Raw genomic sequence first — 21,885 nt, 5'->3', positions numbered from 1 at the left:
AAATTCAATGAAGACAAAGAATAGAAAAAAAGAGGTTAAGAAATAAACAAAGTATTTAAAAAAATGTTCCTTTTTTTTTTTTTTTTGATGTAAAATATAACTGATAACCAAACAATAATAAAGGAAGAAGTGGGAAAGATGAAAAAATCTATTTTAATTTGTGCTGCATTAACAATGTTAGCAAGTGTTGGGTATAGTGATAAAAATGATGGCAATGTAACTATAGATGGAGCAAGTAATATAATTCTAAAACCAAGTATAGATAATAAGATAAATGGTTACGATAATGTTATTGGTGGGAGAAATAACGAAGTAAATGATGAGTTTTTAGATATTGCAATAGCTAATAAGGATAAAAGTGAGGCTGAAATAAAGAAAGAGATTTCAAAAGAATTAGGTAAGAAATATAAAAAAGTTTTGGATATAGTTAAAGCTAATGAAAATAAAAAATATAATAAAAATGATAAAACACCTGATGGGAAAAAACCAGAAAAAAATGAAATAAAAGAAACTGATGCAGAAATATTAAAAAGTATAGAAAGAACTTTAGGTCCTAACGAAGCTGCAAAATACGATTTTGAAATAATAAATAATATTATTAAAAATGTAAAAGAAAGAAAACTTACAGAAGATGATGACATACTGTATAAAGCTTTTGATTCAGATGGCTATTATAATAGAGATGTAATAAAGAAAGTAATATCTAAAAAAAATAAAAAAGATGAGGAGATAAAAAAAGATATTGCAACTTCATCTTTATATAGATATTCAGATTATAATACCATATTGGGAGAAAGTAATAAAGCAGAAAAGTCTGAAAATAGTGTTGTTATGGGTTATCTTGCAGAAGTAGAAAATTCTAATAGTCATGGAAATGTTGCAATTGGTTTTTATGCAAGAGCAAAAGGGCGATCAGCAACAGCTGTTGGACCTCGTGCAGTTGCTGTAAATAAATTAGCAGTTGCTTTAGGATATAATGCGAGAAGTTATGGAGAAAACTCTACATCAATAGGTGCTAATGCAATGTCATATGGTAATTGGTCTACTGCATTAGGAAGTAATTCTAAAGTAATTGCTGAAGAAGGGACAGCATTAGGATATGGTGCTGAAGTTTTTGGAGAACATAGTGTTGCACTTGGTTCTAGTTCTAAAGCAGGTGAAGCTAGTGAAAAAGATGGATATAGACCATATAGTGCTATAGATGGAAAATATAAGGGAATTACACAAGAAAAAATAAGAGAAATAGCTTTAAAAGAAGGTAGAGAAAAAGCGAAAGAAGCATTTAATGCGATGTTTAAAGATAGAGTATGGAAAGCAAATTTAGGTGTAGTGTCAATAGGTGATCCTAGATATGGAACAAGACAAATAACAAATGTTGCTGCAGGTTATTATGACACAGATGCTGTCAATGTTGCACAATTGAAAGAATTGAAGACTTATGTAGATAATTCTACACCATTTGAATATGCTACTACAAAAGGTGAAAGTTTATATAAGTATGGTAAGAAATACTATTATAAAAAAAATAATAAGGAATATGAAGGTAAAGTTGATGAAGTTATCATAAAAGCCAAAGAACCACATAAACTTTCTAATATTAAAAGTTCATTAGGTGATGGTAATACAACAAGCTCAGATACAACACCAGCATCATCAACTAGTGAAAATGGAGATAGTGTTGTTGTAATTAATGACTTAAAAACTATTAAGGAAAATAAGGCTGATAAGGCATATGTAGATGAAAAAGTAGCTAAACTTAATGAAAAAACAGATTTAGCTTTAAGTGGAGTATCAAGTGCTGTGGCAATGGCAAACTTACCACAAGTAAGTGGAGATAGAAAGTTTAATTTAGCTGCATCATATGGATACTATGGAGGATCTCATTCAGTAGCAGTAGGACTTAGTGGAACAAATGACAAGCAAAACTTCACATACAAATTAAGTGGAGCAGTTAATAGTAAGGGAAATCTTGCCTTTGGTATAGGAGCTGGAGTAATGCTTGGTAGTGTAAATAATAAGGATAAGGTTATAGAACAATTAAAAGATGAAAATAAGGAAATGAGAAAAGAAATAAATGAATTAAAAGAAGTAGTTAGAAAGCTTATCCATAAGTAGAAAGTAAGAACCTGTATGGGTTCTTATTTTTTTATTTATTTTATTTTTTTTTTTTTTTTTTTTTTTTTTGAAAAAACTGTTGACATATTGAAAAATATGTTGTAATATACAATTAGCACTAGGGGATAAAGAGTGCTAACAGAGGTGTAACATGAATGAAAGAGAAAAACAGATTCTAAACACAATAATAAATCACTATATTAAAACAGGTGAAAGTGTTGGATCAAGAACAATTGAAAAAAAATATGACATTGGTGTTTCATCAGCTACTATAAGGAATGCGATGGCAGACCTTGAGGATAAGGGTTTGATATATAAGATGCATACATCATCTGGTAGAGTTCCAACAGAAAAGGGATACAGAACATATATAGATGAACTTATGGATGATGAAAAAGATGATGGATATAATGACATCAATTCATATATTAAATTAAAGAGTAAGCAAATCGGTTTAATATTGGAAAATATTACTGAGCTATTATCAAAAATTTCTAAGCATACAGCAGTATCATTGGAACCGTCAGTTGAAAAGCATAAGATAAAGAAAATAGACATGATACATGTAAATGATAGAAGAGCTTATGTGGTAGCTGTAACCGATTTAGATATTGTAAAGGCAGCTAACATTAACTTATACAACATAACTAGTGAAAAGGTATTAAAGGAAGCAACTAGATATGTTAATAATTTAATTGTTTCAAATAACTATAGCTACACTTTACAAGATTTGAAGAATTTTTTAGAAAAAGTTGGAGAATTAGATACTGGTTTTTCAGATAGAAACGATTCTAAATTCCGTATATCTAATGAACCTAATCTCTTACTTCATTCAGATAACTTAATTGAGACTATAAACTTCATAGAAGATAAGCAAAATCTAAAGAATATATTTAAAAATATTGTTGATGATGAAAAATATGATCCATATGAAGTTAATATATTATTCGGATCTAAATTAGGAATCGAAGCCTTCAAAAACATGGTAATAATATTTTCAATCTATGAATATGAAGGTGAAAGAGGATTGATAGGAATAATAGGTCCTCAACGTATGGAATACAAGGAAAATATTAAGTTATTGAATTATGTAACAGATATTTTAAAACAAGCTATAAATAGTGCTGTTATACTAAAATTAACAAGTTAGGAGATGAAAATGGAAGAAGCTAAAAAAGAAAAAGAACAACAAGAAGCAAAAGAACAAAAAGAAACGAAAGAAACAAAAGAAGATGAAAAAGAAAAATTAAAAAAAGAAATTGAAGATTGGAAAAAAGCATATGCAATAAAGCTTGCAGACTTCGATAACTATAAAAAGCGTATAGATAGAGAGTTTAAAGAACTTGAAAAATATGCTTGCCAAGATTTAATTTTAAGTCAACTTTCAGATCTTGATATACTTGAAAAAGCTATAGAAACTACTGATGCAACAGATAGTAATAAAGCCTTATTAGACGGTATAAATATGGTTGTAAAAAATATGGTAGCCAAATTAAAAGAAATGGGAGTTGAAGAGATAAACAACGAAGGTGTATATGATCCATATCAACATCATGCAATATCTATGGATAAGGATGATGAAAAAGAAGATGGAGAAATATTACAAGTACTACAAAAGGGATACAAATTAAAAGGTAAAGTTATTAGACCAAGTATGGTTAAGATAAACAAAAAATAGGAGGAAAATTATGAAAGTAATAGGAATAGATTTAGGTACAACTAATTCATGCGTAGCCGTTATGGATGGTGGTACATATACAATAATACCAAATAGTGATGGTGAAAGAACTACTCCATCAGTAGTAAATATTAAAGAAAATGGTGAAGTTGTTGTAGGTACAATAGCAAAAAGACAAGCAATAACTCAACCAGATTCAACAGTTAGTTCAATAAAAACACATATGGGTGAAAATTACAAAGTAAATATACATGGTAAGGAATACACACCACAAGAAATTTCAGCTAAGATATTACAAAAATTAAAGAAAGATGCTGAAAGCTACTTAGGTGAAGAAGTTAAGGAAGCTGTTATTACAGTTCCAGCATACTTTACAGATGCACAAAGACAAGCAACAAAAGATGCAGGGGAAATAGCAGGATTAAAGGTTGAAAGAATAGTTAATGAACCAACGGCTGCTGCACTTGCATATGGTATAGACAAGAAAGCTAATGAAAAAGTCCTAGTATTTGACTTAGGTGGTGGTACATTTGACGTATCAGTACTAGAAATAGGGGACGATGTAGTAGAAGTATTAGCAACAGCAGGTAACAACCACTTAGGTGGAGATAACTTCGATAAGAAGATAATAGACTGGTTAGCAGAAGAATTTAAGAAACAAAATGGTATAGATTTAAGAAATGATAAAATGGCATACCAAAGATTAAAAGATGCTGCAGAAGATGCTAAGAAGAAATTATCAACTACACTTGAAACACAAATTTCATTACCATTCATTACAGTAGATGCTAATGGACCAAAACACTTGGAAACTAAGTTAACAAGAGCTGCATTTAATGAATTAACTAAAGACCTTGTTGATATGACTAAAGGTCCAGTACAAACAGCATTAAAAGATGCAGGTTTAACTACAAAAGATATTAATGAAATATTACTTGTTGGTGGTTCAACAAGAATACCAGCTGTTCAAGATTGGGTTAAATCATACTTCGGTAAGGAACCAAATAAGGGTATAAACCCAGATGAAGTTGTTGCAGCAGGTGCTGCTATACAAGCAGGTGTAATAAAGGGTGACGTTAAAGGTGTACTATTACTAGACGTAACACCATTATCATTAGGTATAGAAACATTAGGTGGAGTATTTACAAAGATAATAGAAAAGAATACTACTATACCTACTAAGAAATCACAAGTATTCTCAACAGCTGTTGATAATCAACCAGAAGTTGGAATTATGGTTTACCAAGGTGAAAGAGCTAAAGCAGTAGATAACCAAAAATTAGGTGAATTCTCATTAGGAGGAATATTACCAGCACCTCGTGGAGTCCCTCAAATTGAAGTTACATTTGAAATTGACTCAAATGGTATAGTTCACGTATCAGCTAAAGATAAGGGAACTGGAAAAGAAAATTCAATAACAATATCTGGTTCATCAAACTTATCAAAAGACGATATAGAAAGAATGAAGAAAGAAGCCGAAGCTAATGCTGAAGAAGATAAGAAGTTTAAAGAATTAATAGAAGCAAGAAATATGGCAGATCAATTAACAATTTCAACAGAAAAGATGTTAAAAGATAATGAAGCTAAACTTCAAGGAAATGAAAAAGAAGAAATAACTAAAGCAGTTGAAGAATTGAAGAAAGTAAAAGATTCTGATGATATAACAGAAATTAGAGCAAAGATAGATGAATTATCAAAGGTAACACAAGGATTTGCAACAAGAGTTTACCAAGAAGCTGCAAAAGAAAATGCAACTCCTAATAACAATGAAGGGGAAAAGAAATCTTCTGATGACCCAGAAGAACCAGAAATAATAAACTAAGAAGAGAGAGAAAATGGCTAAAAGAGATTATTATGAAGTGTTAGGTGTTAATAAGAATGCAAGTCAGGATGAAATCAAAAAAGCATATAGGGAATTATCAAAAAAGTATCATCCTGATTTGAATCCCGATAACAAAGAAGAAGCTACAGAAAAATTTAGAGAAGTATCAGAAGCATATGAAGTTTTAAAAGATGATAAGAAACGTCAAATGTATGACAATTACGGTCAAGCTGCCTTTGAAAATGGAGGTGCATCTGGAGCTGGTGGATTTGAAGGCTTTAATACTGGTGGATTCAATTTTGGAGGTTTTGATTTCTCTGATATATTCGAAAGTGCATTTGGTGGTGGACAAACATCAGGCTTTCACACTAGCACTAGATCTAGAGGAAGAGATTTAGAGTATAGAGTTAGACTAACACTAGAAGACATTGTAAATGATAAAGAAGTTAAAATTGAATATACAAGAGATGGTAAATGTAGTAGTTGTTCTGGTACAGGAGCAGAAAATGGAAATTTGACAACTTGTGGAAATTGTCAAGGACAAGGTCATATAACAAAGACTACAAAGACTATACTAGGGTATATGAAACAAACAGTAGTATGTAGTACATGTTCAGGTACAGGTAGAGTGCCTAAGAAGTTATGTACAGATTGTCAAGGAACTGGTATAAAGAAAGAAAAGGTTTCAAAGACAATAAAGATACCATCAGGAATTGAAGATGGTACTAGAATGATTTTAAGAGACATGGGATCATATGCAGGACGTGATAGTGATTGTGGTGATCTATATATTAGAGTTGAAGTGAAAAAACACGATATATTCAAAAGAGAGGGTTTAAATATATATTTAACTGTGCCAATTACTCTAACAGAAGCAATATTAGGTACAACTAAGCAAATACCAACTTTATATGGAACTGAAAATGTTGAAATAAAGGCTGGAACTCAATATGGAAACAGAAAAGTATTGGTAGGTAAAGGTCTTAAATTTAAAGGTAGTGTAGGAAATCAAATAATAACTTATACTATAGAAATACCAGTAAATTTAAGCGAAGATCAAAAGAAGCTAGTTTCTAAATTGGACACTTCATTAGAAAAAGATAATTACAGAGAAACAGAATCATTCTTTCAAAAGATAAGAAAATTCTTTAAATAATAAAAGAATGGGGTTCAAACCTCATTCTTTTTTTGCTCTAATATAATATTTCTAACAGTTTTCATCTTATCGTCTAACTGTGCACTTAAAACGGCACAATCGTATAGTATTTTTTGTATTTTTTCAGTATTTTTTATATTCTTCTTATAACGTATCTTATGCTCTGTTGTAGCCCAGAAGTCCATTCCTATGGTTCTAAATTGTATTTCCACTTTTCTATATATCATTTGTTCATATAAGAAAACAGGGACTTCAACTATCAGATGGTAACTTCTATATCCATTAGGTTTTGGATTTTTTATATAATCTTTTTCTTCAAATATTTTAAGATCATATTGATTTTTAAGAGATTCTATTATGCTATATACATCATCAACAAAGTGACATATTACTCTAATACCTGCAATATCAAATATATTATCTTCAATATCTTGCTTATTTAAACTGATATTACGTCTTTTTAATTTGTTAATAAAACTAGTAGGAGTTTTTATCCTGCTTTTTATACTTTCTATAGGGTTACTTTCCTTTTTTACAGAAAATTCTAAATTTAAAACTTTTAGTTTTGTTTCAACTTCTAACAGTGCACATTCATATTCTGATATCATTCTTTGATAAGGATATGAACTTTTTAAAATCACCTCAAATTGCTCTGTATCAAGAGTTTCATAGTAAATAGCTAGCTGTTCAAAAACAGTAAAATCTAACATTTAATCCACCACCTTTGTGTATATTTTAGCATAAAAAAATAAAACATGTAATATATATTTTATGTAAAAATATTGCACAAAAAATATTTTATGGTATAATATTTGTAAAAGGCGGTGGATTATGTTTATAGATTTAAAAATTAAAAATTGTTATATTTTTGAAAAAGAAGTTAGTTTCTCTATGAAAGCTGATATGAGAAATAAAAAATTTGGTTTTAATGTGTACAAAGAAAATAATTTCAATATATTAAAAACAGCTGGGATATATGGAACTAATAATTCAGGTAAGACATGTTTAGTTAAATGTATTTTAGCTATAAAAAAAATACTATTAAACGAAGAAAACATATTAGAAAAAAATTTTTTCTCTAATAGTAATATTTGTGAATTAGGAGTAATATTTTTACATGAAGGTAAAAAATATAGTTTTGACTTTAAATACGATACTGTGGTAAGAAAATATATTTATGAAAAATTTTCAGAAATTGTTAAAGATAGCTATGGAAATGAAAAAGAAATATGTTGGTTAAAAAAAGATAGAATTAATAATATTTATGAGAGTATAGATAAAAAAATTGAAGATGAAATAAAGAATATATCAGCACCTATTTTAATTTTTAATGTTATTGATAATGAAAGATTTGAATATGTAAAAAGAATGAAAGAAATTCTAATAGGATTTGCAAATAAAATTTGTGTTATAGATATGACTTTAATTCCTATTACGCATACAATAGAGCTTATTAAAAATGGAGGAAATAACCAACAAAAAGTTATAGAGTTTATTAAAAATGCAGATCTTTATTTAGACAAAATAGAATATGATAATATAGGTGAAGGCGATACATCTAGAAGCTTTGAAAAATTATTATCTACATACAATGGGATTAAAGTTTCTAGTGTAAAGTATGATTCTTTAGGAACAAAGAAAGTTACAGCTCTTGCTAGCTATATTATAGAAGCGATAGAAGAAGGTAAAATTTTAGTTGTTGATGAGTTAGACAGTAGTTTACATTTTGTACTTACGCGGGCAATAGTTTCTATGTTCAATAATGAATTAAATAAAAATGCACAATTAATTTTCACAGTACATGATATTAACTTGATGGATTGTAAAAAACTCTTTAGAAAAGAACAAATTTGGTTTGTGCATAAGGACAATACTGGTGTATATGTTTATTCTTTAGCAGACTTTAAAGCAAAAGAAGGTATTAGAGATACAAGTGATATAATAGAAAAATACAAAAGAGGAATGTTAGGGGCATTGCCAGAACCTAATTTGATAGAAGTGCTACTTGATATAAAAGAAGATGATAATAATGGCAGTTAAACCAAACATTAAATTTAATAAATATAAAATTTGTATTATTTGTGAAGGTTTAGAAGAAAAGAAATATTTAGAAAGACTTATTGAGTTAAAAGTTTGGAATAAGATTTATGATTTTATCTTAGTTGACTCTAAAGGAAATGGGAATATATCATCTAGATACCAATATTGGTACAATATTTCTAGATATGATATTGTATTAGTATTTTGCGATGCTGATAAAGATTATGAAAATATTAAGAAAAAAATAAATGAAATACATAATAGAGCCAATGATGTTATAATTTTTTCGTATCCTTGTACTATGCAGATAGTTATAAAACATTGGACGGATAAAAATATAAAAACATCAATCAAAAAAGAAAATTCTAAATTAATAGAAAAATGTACAGGAGTTAAAAATTACGAAGGTAATAAAAATCAAATCAACGGAATGATGCTAAAAATAACAAAAGAAAACTATGATAAAATGAAAATAAGATTAGGTCAATTTACTAATTTTCAAGAATTTATAAAAAAATTTGAGGGTTCTAATGTAAAGTGGATAAATAAAATAAATGAATCTTAACAATAACACTCAATTGCAATTTTAAATACAAAATGGTATAATTACTAACATAATGAGTCAATTTAGGAGGACGAGATGGCACTTAGAAAATTTAGCAAATATATGAAGATAATGACTGTATTAATAATTATTTCAGCAGTTTTATCTGCTTCATACGCTGGATACACATATTTAACAGCATATTTTCATAATAGAAAGCAAGTTTTATTCACATTAGATGGAGAAAAAGTATATAAAGAAGACTATGAAAAAGAAGTAAAAAGTCTTAATGCAAATATAGAAGAGTTATACAAAAACAACGGATTAGATGTTAACAAGGGGTATAATAAGATACCGAATAAAGTTGTAAATGAAATGGCTTTAGCTTCTGTTATAAATAATACGATGGTAAAAGTATTGTCTCATGATTTGAAAATAGAAGTAAGTACAGTTGATGTTAATGCAAAATTAACTGAAATAGAAAATAAGTATGGTGGTAAGGAAACATTAGCATTAATGTTAGCACAAAAAGGATCTACAATAAAAGATTTAAAAGCAGACATAAAAGATTCTTTAATATATCAAAAAACAATTGATAAGTTTAAACAAAAAATTAAACCTACTGACAAACAATTACAAGATATGTATAATCGTTTCAAATACACTGAATATGCTTCAAGACAATTTGATGAAGTTAAGGGACAAGTAGAAGATATGTATTACAAACAAAATCTAGACTTCTTAATCAATTCAAATATGGAACAGTTATTTAGCAAGTCTAAAATTTCAACTAAGAATAAAGAAATTATTGATCTGTTCAATGACTTAAAGAAGGTAGAAATAGAAGTAGCAGATGTTAAAGTTATTAGAAAAGATATGTTAAGTTTTTACGCTTCACAAGCTATACAAAATCCTAAGGGATATTATGATGGTATAGAACAATTCGTAAATGAACAAAGAAAAACTGAAATACAAAAATTAGTTGATAAAGAAAAGATTGCAAATTCAAAAGGTGTTAAGGGTCTTGATGGTTTAACACCAATAAACAGAATACAAAGTGCATTACAAAACTATTACTACTACTTAGTTGATACATACAAGCCAAGTGATGCAGAAATGAAAGCATGGTTCGATAAGAATAAGAGTAGATATGATACAAAGAATACAATATCTGGTGAAATTTTAGGTATAACATACAAGTCTAGCGAAAAAGATGATAAAGAAACAGAAAAAAGAGCAAAAGAAGTATTAAAGACATTGAATAAGAATAATTTTGCTGCAAAGGCAAAAGAATTATCAAGCGATCCAGGTTCAAAGGCAAATGGTGGAGAATTAGGATGGTTAAATGTATCACAACTAGTTCCAGAATTCCAAGTTGTAAGAGATACACCTAAAGGATCAATAATAGGACCAGTTAAGACAATGTATGGATACCACCTAATCTTTGTAGAAGATAAGGATAAGGATGATCCAAATAAAGCAAAATTAAAACACATTCTTTTAAAACCAGTTGCATCTAATGAAACTAAGAATGAAGCTAAAAAAGAAGTAATAAATGTAGAAAATGATCTTAAATCTGGAAAGATAACTTGGGAAAAGATTACAACAGATAAGACAAATAAGTATAAGAAGTATGATATAAGAGAACAATTTACATTACTTGAAAGAAATTCTGCCTTACCAAAAGTAGGATATTCAAAAGAATTAATGGATGAATTATTCAGTAAGAAAGTCGGAGATATAGTAGAAAAAGACTTAAATGATTCTTATGTAATAATACAAAAAACTCAAGAAATACCATTTAAGGCAGCTACTTTTGAAGAATTTAAAGATAGAGTAAGAGTAGAAATGGCATTCGATTTTGCAAATAAACAATTAAACATGACTGAAACACAATAAATGCTCATTTAGAGCATTTATTGTGTTTTAAAGTGGAGTGAAAATGAAAAAGATAAAATTAAGTCCGTATGTGTTAATACTTTTATCCTTCATTATTATGATGTTTTTAGGGGCATTTCTTTTAATGCTACCTATTTCATTAAATAATGGACACATAGGGAATTTCTTAGAGAGTCTATTTACAGCTACATCAGCATTATGTGTAACAGGATTGGTTGTAAATGATGTACATAGTACATATACAATATTTGGTAAAATAGTTATTATGATACTAATACAATTAGGTGGATTAGGTGTATTAACTTTTTCATCTATGGTTATTCTTAGTATATCTAGTAAAATGGGATATTATACCAAAAAGATAGTAAGTGAGGATATAAACTACAATATATTAACAGAAATACCTAGATACCTAAAGCAAGTATCTATAATGGTATTTAGTATAGAATTTTTAGGAGCACTTATTCTTTTTATTGAATTTATTAGAAAAATGCCTATTAAGGATGCAATAGGTTATTCAATATTCCATGCAATATCAGCTTTTTGTAATGCAGGATTTGCCCTATTTTCTAATAACCTAGAAGGATATCAATCAAGTTTACTAATAAATCTATGTGTAACAACCCTTATCATTCTAGGTGGTTTAGGATTTGCAGCCATAATTGATATATACAATGTATTTAAAGGTGTAAGACGTAAGATCTCTAATAGTACACATATAGCAATAAATATGACAATAATATTAATAATATTAGGTACAGTTCTAACATTTGTACTAGAGTATAGTAATAGTTTAACATTAGGAAGTTTGAGCTTGAAAAATAAGATATTAGCATCATATTTTCAAAGTATAACTTTAAGAACAGCAGGATTTCAAACTATTAATTTAAGTGGTATTACATTACCTACGATAATAATATATATCTTTTTAATGTTTATAGGTGCTTCTCCAGGGTCAACAGGAGGGGGACTAAAAACAACAACTTTAGGAGTTCTTTTATTAGGTATAACAAACTCTATAACAGGAAGAGAAGATATACAATATAGAAGAAGAAGAATATCATGGACTACGTTTAATAAGGCATGTGCTATACTAATATTATCATTATCATATATATTATTCATGATATTTTTAATGAGTATATTTGATAGTAAAATGGGATTCTTGCCACTACTATTTGAATTAGTATCAGCTTTTGGTACTGTAGGATTAAGTATGGGACTAACAGCAAAGTTATCTGTGATTACGAAAATAATATTGATAATAACTATGTATATAGGTAGAGTAGGACCTCTTACCATCCTATATGCTGTTTCAAGAAAGAGAAAGCAAGAAGGAAAGTATAAATATTCAGAAGAAACTATTTTAATAGGTTAGGAGTTAAGATGAAAAATTATCTAGTAATAGGACTTGGTAAATTTGGAAGAGCAATAGCAAAAACTTTATATGAAAACGGAAATATTGTATTAGCATTAGATGAAAATGAAGAAGCAGTACAACGTATATTAGATGAAGGAATAGTAGAAGATGCAATAACATTAGATGCAAAAGATGAAAATGCATTGAAGAATATAGTTAAAGATAGTTTTGATGCTGCATTTGTTTGTATAGGAAGTAACATACAAGACAGTATCTTAGTAACACTTATGTTAAAAGAATTAGATGTTAAGAATATAGTATGTAAGGCAGAAACAAAAATACAAGGTAAGGTTTTAGAAAAATTAGGTGCAGATCAAGTTGTTTATCCAGAAGAATTAATGGGTGAAAAGATAGCATATTCAGTAATGAGACCAACAGTAATAGAGTATTTTAAATTCTCAAATGAATATTCAGTATTTGAAATTAAAGTGCCTAAGATATTCATAGGTAAGTCTTTATTAGAACTAAATTTAAGACATAAGTATTCAACCAATGTTATAGCCATCAGAACACAAGGAGAATTTAATATTACTCCTTCACCAGAATACAAATTTAAAGAAGAAGATACAATAGTAGTATTAGGTAAAACAGAAGGTATTGGAGCGTTAATGAAATGATAGAATATGATGTAATAGTTGTAGGAGCAGGACATGCTGGTATAGAAGCTAGCCTTGCTTGTGCAAGACTTGGATTTAAAACAGCGATGTTTACTATACGTTTAGATAATATAGGGGAAATGAGTTGTAATCCATCTATTGGTGGACCAGCTAAGAGTCATTTAGTTAAAGAAATTGATGCATTAGGTGGTCAAATGGGTAAGAATATGGATAAGAGCTTTATCCAAATGAGAATACTAAATACTAAAAAAGGACCAGCTGTAAGATCATTAAGAGCACAAGCAGATAGAAAACTTTATGCTAATAACATGAAAAAGACTGTAGAAAAACAAGAAAACTTGGATATAATACAAGATATAGTAACAGAAATACTACACGAGGGTAATAAGGTTACAGGTATAAAGACAAAAAATGGTCTGGAACTTAAAACTAAAAAATTAATACTATCAACTGGAACATTTTTAAATGGTTTGCTATACATAGGTGATAAAAAACTTGAAGGTGGAAGAATGGGAGAGTTAAGTGCAAAGGACTTAACAAAATCATTAGTTGAATTAGGTCTTGAAGTAAGAAGATTTAAAACAGGGACTTCACCTAGAATAGATGGAAGAACAATAAATTTTGATATATTAGAAGAACAACCAGGTGAAATAGGAAAGCCTTTAAAGTATTCATTCTCATCAAAAGATGAAGATGTATTAAAAAGAAGACAACTATCATGTTATCTTACAAGAACTAACCAAACTATGCATGATATAGTATTAAATAACCTAGATAAAGCACCTATGTATAATGGAACTATACACAGTACAGGGCCTAGATACTGCCCATCTATAGAAGATAAGATAGTAAGATTTAGTGATAAGTCATCACATCATTTATTCTTAGAACCAGAAGGTTTTGATACAACAGAAGTATATATTAGTGGTTTATCTACAAGTTTTCCAGCAAGCTATCAACAACAAATGGTTAATTCAATAAAAGGTATGGAAAATGCAAAGATAATGAGATATGGATATGCTGTTGAATATGACTTTGTTTCAGCACAAGAATTAGATTATACGCTTGAAACTAGAAAAGTAAAGGGTCTATACTTAGCAGGTCAAATAAATGGAACTAGTGGTTATGAAGAAGCAGCAGCACAAGGACTAATAGCTGGAATTAATGCTAGTTTATCACTAATGAATAAAGAACCTCTAATACTTTATAGAAATAGTTCATATATAGCAACTATGATAGATGATTTAATTACTAAAAGAATAGAAGAACCATATAGAATGTTTACAGCAAGATCAGAATACAGACTTATACTCCGTGAAGATAATGCTGATATACGTTTATCTAAGTATGGACATGATATAGGGTTAGTTAGTGATGAAGAATATAATAAAGTATTAGAAAAAGAAAAGACAGTAAAAGATGTTGTAGAATTCTTAGATAAGACTAGTGTGGGTATAAGTAACACAACTTTTAGAGATTTACTTGAAAAATATGGAGAAACTACTAAAAGTGGTGTAACATTGAAGGAATTTTTAAGAAGACCTAAGGTAAGCTATGAAGATATTAAGAATATAGTAAAAGAAATGGGAATAGGGTATAACCTTGATTTTCGTGATGATATAGAATATCAAATAGAAGTAGTAGTTAAGTATGAAGGTTACATAAAAAAAGCATATCAAATGATAGAAAAAGCAAAGAAGCTTGATAATTGGAAGATACCTAGTGATTTTGATTATGATAATATGAAGGGTATTACAGGAGAAGCAAAACAAAAACTAAAAGAAAAAAGACCTTATACACTAGGACAAGCATCTAATATATTAGGTGTAACACCAGCAGATATTGCAGTATTAATTATGTACTTAGATGGTAGGTTAAAATGTTAAATGAAAAATTAAAAAGATATCTTGAATTGTTAATGGAAAAGAATAAGGTAATGAATTTAACGGCAATTAGAGAAAAAGATGAGATTATAGACAAACATTTTTATGATTCTATGCTTTTAAATGATTTATTAACAAAAGAAGATAAGAAGATAATAGATATAGGGACAGGTGCAGGTTTTCCAGGTTTAGTTTTAGCCATTCTAAATCCAGATAAAGAGTTTTTGTTAGTTGATTCAGTTAAGAAGAAAATTGACTTTATTAACAATGTAATAGAAGACTTAGAATTAAAAAATGTAAAAACAAGTACTTTGAGAGCAGAAGAACTAATAGAAAAGAATAGAGAAAAATTCGATGTAGGTTTATGTAGAGGTGTAGCTCATCTATCAATAATATTAGAATATGAAGTTCCTTTTTTAAAGGTTAATGGAAGATTTTTAGCACAAAAACAAAGTGCAGATGAGATAGAACAAGCAAAGAATGCATTAAAGGTTTTAAAATCAGAAGTAAAGGCAATACATAAATTTAATTTACCTATTTCAAAAGATGAAAGAGTTGTAATAGAAATACAAAAAAAGGGAATAACAGATAAGAAGTATCCAAGAAAAGTGGGAGTTCCTAAAAAAAAGCCACTGTAAATAAAAAGCTAACCAAGATTTAACTTGATTAGCTTTATTTATATTATCTCTAATTCTTTTAGTATCACATAGAAACCGTCATTTTCAATAGAGGATGTAATATATTTTGCATGTTTTTTTACATATTCACTAGCATTACCCATAGCAACAGAGTTTGTAACGACATTAAACATAGAAACATCATTATTACCATCACCTATTGCTAATACTTCATCTTTAGTAAAGCCATAGTAATCCATTACGAACTTTAATCCATTAGCCTTACTAGATTTTTTTGATAGTATCTCTAAGCTAGTAGGTATATTACTTACAACATAATAATCCTTTGAAAGTTCATCTACATAAAGCTTTTTAAACTCATTTAAATGTTCTTCTTTTCCCATAAAATTTATTCTGCATATGTCACCTTCAAAATCTGTATCAGTTATTAAACGTAGCGGATCTTTTAGAGCATAAGCATCATTTAGGAGCTCTTCACTTAGAGTAGTGTAGTACAAAAATTTGGTAGTATAAACACTTATATGAATATTCGAGTTTTCATATTTTTTCAGTTTTAAAAAGTCTAATGATTTGAGAAAGTTTTTATTTTTTATATCTTTTGTGTTTAAATCTTGTACAAGAGCTCCTGTAGTTAAAACTGACAATTCCTTGTTATTCTTTATACCAGCCATATCTAGTATGTCTAGCGTAGAATGTAGAGATCTTCCTGTTATTGGAAGTATCTTTATTTTTCTTTTTTCAAGTTCAGAAAAAGCTAATTTAACTTTTTCTGAAACAGTATTACTAAAAATTGTACCATCTAAATCAAATGCAATAAGCTTAATACTCATCTACTTTATCACCGTTTCAGCGAACATATCACTATTAACAGGAGAGAAAGCATAGTTTGAAATTCTATCATTTACAACATAGTATTTATTTACTTGATAAAGTACAGTAATTGGTACATCATTTGCTATTATTTCTTCAACTTTCTTCAAGTATTCAAATCTCTTAGCCTTGTCTGGTTCAGCTTTAGCTAATTGAACATATTTATCATATTCTGGATTAGAATACTTACCATTGTTATTACCATTCTTAGTCATGAATAAATCAAGGAATGTCATAGCATCTTGATAGTCAGCACCCCAACGAGTAAGAGCTATATCAAAGTCACCATTAGTTTGTCTTGATAATCTTTCCTTATATGTCATAACTTGGATATCAAATTCTATACCAAGATTTGTTCTAAGTTGTTCTTGTATATTTTCAGCAACTTTCTTGTTGTTGTCCATATCATTAACGATTATAGATAATTTAGGGAATTCAGTTAAACCAAGTTCCTTCATACCTTCTTTAAATAGTTCTTTAGCCTTATCTACATTGTATTTTTCTATAACATCTCCAACTTCACTACCAAAGTCATTTGTCTTATTACCTGGCATACCAACTTTGTGTGGAGTAAAGTTGTATATAACAGAATTTAAACCATTGAATGCAGATTTGTTTATATCATCCTTATTTAATGCAAGATCAAATGCTTTTCTTATCTTCAAGTTAGTTAATACTTTGTTTTGGAAGTTGTACATTAAGAAGTACATTTGAGCTTGAGGAAGAACTTTTAATCTCTTGTCATCTTTAAATTCGTCATATTGTTCAGAACTTATATTAGTAAAATCAATTTCATCATTCTTAAATGCATTTAATGCAGCAGCATTATCCATTATGAATTTAATCTTAACACCATCAAGTGAGATTTTATCTTTTGCATAGTAGTTAGGATTTTTTTCTAGATACATTTCAGAGTTATGTGTCCACTTTTTCAATATAAATGGACCAGAAGATAAAATATCTTCAGGTTCTAATGCGTACTTTTCACCTTTTTCTTCTACGAATTTTTCATTTGCAGGTAAGTAAGTTACAAATGAAGTTAATGATGGGAAGTAAGGTGTAACATTTTCAAGTTTAACTTCTAATGTTTTATCGTCTAATACATTTATTCCTACTTCATCCTTACTACATTTTCCGTCGTTGAATTTTTCAGCATTTTTTATTGGGAAAAGTATGAATGCATATTCTGAAGCAGTTTTAGGATCTAATGCACGTAACCATGCATATTTGAAATCATTTGCGGTTAATTTATCACCATTTGACCATTTAAGATTATCTCTTAAGTGGAAAGTCCATGTTAAACCGTCAGCACTAACTTCATATTTTTCTGCTAAACCTGGTTTAGGTTGTTTTGTTTCCATATCAAGTTTAGTTAAACCTTCACTAAGTAATTGGTGTATGTTACAACCAGTGTGATCAGTTAACAATTGCGGGTCTAAACTTTTACCTTCTTCAGGAAGTCTGTAATTTAATACTTTTCCTGTGGGAGTAGAACTCCCACAAGAAAACAGGGTAATAAAAAGAAATATTGATAATAAAAATTTCTTAATCATAAAATTCACCTCTATTTAAAGTCAGCATAATTCATAAGGAATTCAGGTCCTATAGCTGAGAATGAGAAGTTATTTAGCTTTTCATTTACTATGTAGTTGTGTTTTGCTTGGAATAATAGTGCAATAGGTATATCAGATGCTATTATTTCTTCAGCACGTTTCATAGCTAAGTATCTTTCTTCCTTGTTTGGTGTAGACTTTGCAAGTCTAATACATTTATCATATTCAGGGTTAGAATATTTACCATGGTTATTACCATTAGTAGATTCTAGTAAGTCAAGGAATGTCATTGCGTCTTGGTAGTCAGCACCCCAACCAGCTAATACCATATCAAATTGTCCGCTTTCCATTCTAGCAAGTCTTTCTTTAAATGCCATAGTTTCAATCTTAACTTCAATACCTAAGTTAACTCTTAAGTATTCTTGTATAGATTCACCAATCTTTTTGTTTAATCCAGAATCGTTAAGTATAATTGAAATAACTGGAGCTTTAGAAAGTCCTAATTCTTTTAATCCTTTTTCAAGGCAAGCTTTTGCTTCAGATGCGTTGAATTTAGGTGCACTTACACCGATTTCAGTCGCAAAGTCATTAGTTTTAAGTCCAGGCATACCAACACCTTTTGGTGTGAATGTATATGCAGGATCATTTATTCCATTAAATACTGTTTGTGTTAATTCTTCTTTGTTTATAGCTAGAAGTATAGCTTTTCTTACATTTGTATTACCTAAGAATTTTTCTTTATGATTAAATTCTAGATACCAGTTTGTAGCCATTAAGACTTTATGTAAGTTAGGATTATCTTTGTATTCATCATATTGTTCAGCAGTTAAAGCTGTAAAGTCAATTTCATCATTCTTAAATGCATTTAATGCAGCAGCTGGGTTAGCTATAAATTTAATGTTAACACCATCTAATTTTATCTTGTCTTTATCATAGTAGTTTTCATTCTTAACTAGTTTAATTTCTGAGTTATGAGTCCAAGATACCATTTTGAATGGTCCAGAGTAAAGTAATTTATCTGGTTCTAGTGCAAATTTATCTCCACATTCATTAAAGAATTTTTCATTTACTGGCATATATGTTACGAATGCAGTTAATGATAAGAAGTATGGAGTTGCAGCTTCTAGTTTAACTTCTAATGTCTTGTCATCTACTACTTTTATACCAACTTCATCTTTGCTTGCTTTACCATTATTGAATTTTTCAGCATTTTTAATAGGGTATAGCATATATGCATAAGGTGCAGCTGTGTTAGGGTCTAGAGCACGAAGCCATGCAAATTTAAAGTCATTAGCTGTAATAGCTTCTCCGTTAGACCATTTTATTCCATCTCTTAAGTGGAATGTATATGTTAGTCCATCTTCTGAGATTTCATATTTTTCAGCAAGTCCAGGAACTGGTTGTTTAGTTTTAGGATCAATCTTTGTTAAACCTTCACTTATAAATTGATGTAAATCTCCTGAAGATACGTCTGTTTGTAAAGCTGTGTCTATCGTTTTACCTTCTTCTGATAAATTAAGTGTTAAATATTTACCATTTGATGTAGAGCTCGACCCACAACTAAACAGTGTTAAAAAGCAAACAAATATTGCTAAAAGTTTTTTCATAGTTATTTACCTCCGTTATTTTCTATGTATTCTTTTTCAACATAATGATCTTTTTTGTACTCAATTAACCCTGAGTTAGGCATAATGTTTTTCAATTCTTCCATGGTACCAACAGGACTTCTCAAATATGATTCGTCCATATTTATACGGTTTGCTTTCCTATCATGATGGGGATCAGGAATAGGAACAGCTGATATTAGTGATTTAGTATAAATATGTACTGGGTTATTATACACTTCATCAGGACTACCTAATTCTACGATTCTACCTCTAAACATAACTGCAACTCTATCAGATATGTATTTAACCATTGATAGATCGTGTGCAATAAAGATAAGAGTTAGTTCACGTTCTTTTTGTAGTTTTTTTAGTAAGTTTACAACTTGTGCTTGTATAGAAACATCTAATGCAGATATAGGTTCATCACAGATTAAAACTTTTGGATTAACTGCTAATGCTCTTGCTATACCTATTCTTTGACGTTGTCCCCCAGAAAACTCATGAGGGAATCTGTTTGCGTGTTCTCTACTTAAACCAACTAATTCTAATAAAGAATATATTTTTTCCTGTCTTTCACTTTTGTTTTTGTATAACTTATGTATATCCATACCCTCAGCTATAATATCTCCAACAGTCATTCTTGGATTTAGTGAAGCTTGAGGATCTTGGAATATCATTTGTACATTTTTAGTAAATTCTTTTTTTGAATACTTTTCAATGGGTTTACCAAATAATGAAATATTACCGAAAGTTTTTTCATAAAGTCTACAAATTGTTCTACCGAATGTTGTTTTTCCACTACCAGATTCTCCAACAAGACTTAAAACTTCTCCTTTGTATATGTCTAAAGAAACATCATCAACAGCTTTTAATACTGATTTTCCTTCTAGTGGGAAATATTTTTTTAAGTTTTTAATTTCAAATACCTTTTCCATTATTTCCCTCCTTGTATGTTAGCTATTTTTAAGTTTGAAAAACTTGTTTTAATGATATATGGATCTCCAACCTTAGGTTTCATTAATATATTTCCGTCTGGTAAGAATTTCATTTCAGGAGCACCATCTGTATAGTGCCAACATCTAACAAAATGATTTTTTGTAACCTCAACTAAAGGTGGTTTTCTTTCGTAGTCTATCTTTAATGAAAATTCAGATCTAGCTGCAAAAGGATCTCCTTTTGGTGGGTTTAATAAATCAGGTGGTGTACCATTAATTGAGAATAATTCTGTACTAGAATCAGTGTCTAATCTTGGTAGTGATTTTAATAATCCCCAAGTATATGAGTGTAGTGGATTATTGAATAAGTCATCTACACTAGCTTCTTCTAGTTTTTCACCAGCATACATAACAATAACCTTATCTGCAGTTTCAGCAACTACACCAAGATCGTGAGTTATTAGTATTACTGCTATATTCAATGATTTCTTTAATTCATTTATTAAATCAAGTATTTGAGCTTGTATAGTAACATCTAGAGCTGTTGTAGGTTCATCACAGATAAGTAAATCTGGTTCACATGCTAGTGCAATTGCAATTACAACTCTTTGACGCATCCCACCTGAGAATTGGTGTGGATATTGTTCAAATCTTTCTTCAGGTTTAGGTATTCCAACTTTTCTTAACATTTCAATGGCTAACTTTTTAGCTTCAGCCCTAGAAACTTTTTTATGTATTAAGATACCTTCCATTATTTGTTTTCCAATTTTAATAACTGGGTTTAGTGATGTCATAGGATCTTGGAATATCATTCCTATTCTTCCACCCCTATATTTTCTCATTTCTTTTGGTGATAGTTTTAATAAGTCTACACCATCGAATATTATTTCTCCTTGTTTAACTTCACAAGGAGGTGTTGGTAATAGTCTCATTATAGTTTGTACAGTAACTGATTTACCACTACCAGATTCACCAACGATTGCCAGTGTTTCTCCCCTTTTTACTGAAAAGCTAATATCTCTTAGTGCTTTAACTTCACCAGCATAGGTATTAAATGAAACACTTAAATTTTTAACTTCTAAAATATTATTTTCTTCCATTTTGTTCC

At 29.2% G+C, this 21,885-nt stretch carries 18 protein-coding genes; 12 read left to right on the top strand and 6 right to left on the bottom strand.

Translation table 11 applies throughout. From position 1 onward, the window contains the following. Positions 1-138 precede the first annotated feature (138 nt). The 5 genes from VC03_RS05710 (at position 139) to dnaJ (ending at position 6,771) form a co-directional block, all read left to right on the top strand. Positions 139-2,115: a YadA-like family protein gene (locus VC03_RS05710; RefSeq protein WP_046329073.1), complete on the top strand. Its 1,977-nt coding sequence runs from the start codon at positions 139-141 to the stop codon at positions 2,113-2,115. A 151-nt stretch (positions 2,116-2,266) separates the two neighbouring features. After that, positions 2,267-3,265 carry a heat-inducible transcriptional repressor HrcA gene (hrcA, locus tag VC03_RS05705; RefSeq protein ID WP_046329072.1) on the top strand — a complete coding sequence of 333 codons (999 nt, stop codon included), beginning with the start codon at positions 2,267-2,269 and terminating at the stop codon, positions 3,263-3,265. Positions 3,266-3,274: 9 nt separating this feature from the next. Further along, positions 3,275-3,793 (top strand): nucleotide exchange factor GrpE, encoded by a 519-nt coding sequence (gene grpE, locus VC03_RS05700; RefSeq protein ID WP_046329071.1) that lies wholly within the window; start codon positions 3,275-3,277, stop codon positions 3,791-3,793. Between the two features lie 7 nt (positions 3,794-3,800). Next, positions 3,801-5,615: a molecular chaperone DnaK gene (gene dnaK / locus VC03_RS05695; RefSeq protein ID WP_046329070.1), complete on the top strand. Its 1,815-nt coding sequence runs from the start codon at positions 3,801-3,803 to the stop codon at positions 5,613-5,615. A 13-nt stretch (positions 5,616-5,628) separates the two neighbouring features. Next, a complete protein-coding gene (gene dnaJ, locus VC03_RS05690; RefSeq protein ID WP_046329069.1) occupies positions 5,629-6,771 on the top strand; it encodes a molecular chaperone DnaJ in 1,143 nt (380 codons plus the stop codon). Positions 6,772-6,785: 14 nt separating this feature from the next. Here the strand turns inward: dnaJ and VC03_RS05685 are convergent, their stop codons facing one another. Continuing rightward, the gene (locus VC03_RS05685) at positions 6,786-7,481 is read right to left on the bottom strand and encodes a GTP pyrophosphokinase (RefSeq protein WP_046329068.1); all 696 of its coding nucleotides are present in this window, start codon (positions 7,479-7,481) and stop codon (positions 6,786-6,788) included. 121 nt (positions 7,482-7,602) lie between these two features. On the opposite strand from VC03_RS05685, the gene VC03_RS05680 reads away from it, so the two are divergent. The 7 genes from VC03_RS05680 to rsmG all read left to right on the top strand — a co-directional run bounded on the left by VC03_RS05680 (position 7,603) and on the right by rsmG (position 15,812). After that, the gene (locus VC03_RS05680; RefSeq protein ID WP_046329067.1) at positions 7,603-8,811 is read left to right on the top strand and encodes an AAA family ATPase; all 1,209 of its coding nucleotides are present in this window, start codon (positions 7,603-7,605) and stop codon (positions 8,809-8,811) included. Then, positions 8,801-9,376 carry a hypothetical protein gene (locus tag VC03_RS05675; RefSeq protein ID WP_046329066.1) on the top strand — a complete coding sequence of 192 codons (576 nt, stop codon included), beginning with the start codon at positions 8,801-8,803 and terminating at the stop codon, positions 9,374-9,376. Before VC03_RS05680 ends, VC03_RS05675 begins: the two co-directional genes overlap by 11 nt. Positions 9,377-9,451: 75 nt before the next feature. Continuing rightward, positions 9,452-11,254 carry a peptidylprolyl isomerase gene (locus VC03_RS05670; protein ID WP_046329065.1) on the top strand — a complete coding sequence of 601 codons (1,803 nt, stop codon included), beginning with the start codon at positions 9,452-9,454 and terminating at the stop codon, positions 11,252-11,254. 43 nt (positions 11,255-11,297) lie between these two features. Next, positions 11,298-12,632, top strand: coding sequence for a TrkH family potassium uptake protein (locus tag VC03_RS05665; RefSeq protein WP_046329064.1), 1,335 nt, complete (start codon positions 11,298-11,300; stop codon positions 12,630-12,632). Positions 12,633-12,640: 8 nt separating this feature from the next. Further along, positions 12,641-13,291, top strand: coding sequence for a potassium channel family protein (locus VC03_RS05660; protein WP_046329063.1), 651 nt, complete (start codon positions 12,641-12,643; stop codon positions 13,289-13,291). Beyond that, positions 13,288-15,177: a tRNA uridine-5-carboxymethylaminomethyl(34) synthesis enzyme MnmG gene (gene mnmG, locus VC03_RS05655; RefSeq protein WP_046329062.1), complete on the top strand. Its 1,890-nt coding sequence runs from the start codon at positions 13,288-13,290 to the stop codon at positions 15,175-15,177. Before VC03_RS05660 ends, mnmG begins: the two co-directional genes overlap by 4 nt. Then, positions 15,171-15,812, top strand: coding sequence for a 16S rRNA (guanine(527)-N(7))-methyltransferase RsmG (rsmG, locus tag VC03_RS05650; RefSeq protein ID WP_046329061.1), 642 nt, complete (start codon positions 15,171-15,173; stop codon positions 15,810-15,812). Before mnmG ends, rsmG begins: the two co-directional genes overlap by 7 nt. A 38-nt stretch (positions 15,813-15,850) precedes the next feature. Here rsmG and VC03_RS05645 read toward each other — a convergent pair whose 3' ends face one another. From VC03_RS05645 to VC03_RS05625, 5 genes are read right to left on the bottom strand one after another with little or no spacing between them, the layout of a single operon-like run. Then, complete coding sequence (locus VC03_RS05645; protein WP_046329060.1) at positions 15,851-16,642, bottom strand: HAD-IIB family hydrolase; 792 nt, start codon at positions 16,640-16,642, stop codon at positions 15,851-15,853. Beyond that, positions 16,643-18,235: a peptide ABC transporter substrate-binding protein gene (locus VC03_RS05640; protein ID WP_084710376.1), complete on the bottom strand. Its 1,593-nt coding sequence runs from the start codon at positions 18,233-18,235 to the stop codon at positions 16,643-16,645. An 11-nt stretch (positions 18,236-18,246) separates the two neighbouring features. Beyond that, the gene (locus VC03_RS05635; RefSeq protein WP_046329059.1) at positions 18,247-19,842 is read right to left on the bottom strand and encodes a peptide ABC transporter substrate-binding protein; all 1,596 of its coding nucleotides are present in this window, start codon (positions 19,840-19,842) and stop codon (positions 18,247-18,249) included. Between the two features lie 2 nt (positions 19,843-19,844). After that, positions 19,845-20,777, bottom strand: coding sequence for an ABC transporter ATP-binding protein (locus VC03_RS05630; protein WP_046329058.1), 933 nt, complete (start codon positions 20,775-20,777; stop codon positions 19,845-19,847). Then, entirely contained in the window at positions 20,777-21,877 is a 1,101-nt protein-coding gene (locus VC03_RS05625) for an ABC transporter ATP-binding protein (RefSeq protein ID WP_046329057.1), read from the bottom strand. The genes VC03_RS05630 and VC03_RS05625 overlap by 1 nt, the downstream gene beginning before the upstream one ends. Positions 21,878-21,885 lie beyond the last annotated feature (8 nt).

The sequence above is a fragment of the Sneathia vaginalis genome (assembly GCF_000973085.1).
GTDB lineage: Bacteria > Fusobacteriota > Fusobacteriia > Fusobacteriales > Leptotrichiaceae > Sneathia > Sneathia vaginalis.
This window is presented reverse-complemented; position numbering and strand designations above follow the sequence as displayed.

Excerpts from the sequence above, each read along its gene's own strand:
- VC03_RS05710 (WP_046329073.1), top strand. The coding sequence starts at position 139 with ATGAAAAAATCTATTTTAATTTGTGCTGCATTAACAATGTTAGCAAGT.
- hrcA (WP_046329072.1), top strand. The coding sequence starts at position 2,267 with ATGAATGAAAGAGAAAAACAGATTCTAAACACAATAATAAATCACTAT.
- grpE (WP_046329071.1), top strand. The coding sequence starts at position 3,275 with ATGGAAGAAGCTAAAAAAGAAAAAGAACAACAAGAAGCAAAAGAACAA.
- dnaJ (WP_046329069.1), top strand. The coding sequence starts at position 5,629 with ATGGCTAAAAGAGATTATTATGAAGTGTTAGGTGTTAATAAGAATGCA.
- VC03_RS05685 (WP_046329068.1), bottom strand. The coding sequence starts at position 7,481 with ATGTTAGATTTTACTGTTTTTGAACAGCTAGCTATTTACTATGAAACT.
- VC03_RS05680 (WP_046329067.1), top strand. The coding sequence starts at position 7,603 with ATGTTTATAGATTTAAAAATTAAAAATTGTTATATTTTTGAAAAAGAA.
- VC03_RS05675 (WP_046329066.1), top strand. The coding sequence starts at position 8,801 with ATGGCAGTTAAACCAAACATTAAATTTAATAAATATAAAATTTGTATT.
- VC03_RS05670 (WP_046329065.1), top strand. The coding sequence starts at position 9,452 with ATGGCACTTAGAAAATTTAGCAAATATATGAAGATAATGACTGTATTA.
- VC03_RS05665 (WP_046329064.1), top strand. The coding sequence starts at position 11,298 with ATGAAAAAGATAAAATTAAGTCCGTATGTGTTAATACTTTTATCCTTC.
- VC03_RS05660 (WP_046329063.1), top strand. The coding sequence starts at position 12,641 with ATGAAAAATTATCTAGTAATAGGACTTGGTAAATTTGGAAGAGCAATA.
- mnmG (WP_046329062.1), top strand. The coding sequence starts at position 13,288 with ATGATAGAATATGATGTAATAGTTGTAGGAGCAGGACATGCTGGTATA.
- rsmG (WP_046329061.1), top strand. The coding sequence starts at position 15,171 with ATGTTAAATGAAAAATTAAAAAGATATCTTGAATTGTTAATGGAAAAG.
- VC03_RS05645 (WP_046329060.1), bottom strand. The coding sequence starts at position 16,642 with ATGAGTATTAAGCTTATTGCATTTGATTTAGATGGTACAATTTTTAGT.
- VC03_RS05640 (WP_084710376.1), bottom strand. The coding sequence starts at position 18,235 with ATGATTAAGAAATTTTTATTATCAATATTTCTTTTTATTACCCTGTTT.
- VC03_RS05635 (WP_046329059.1), bottom strand. The coding sequence starts at position 19,842 with ATGAAAAAACTTTTAGCAATATTTGTTTGCTTTTTAACACTGTTTAGT.
- VC03_RS05630 (WP_046329058.1), bottom strand. The coding sequence starts at position 20,777 with ATGGAAAAGGTATTTGAAATTAAAAACTTAAAAAAATATTTCCCACTA.
- VC03_RS05625 (WP_046329057.1), bottom strand. The coding sequence starts at position 21,877 with ATGGAAGAAAATAATATTTTAGAAGTTAAAAATTTAAGTGTTTCATTT.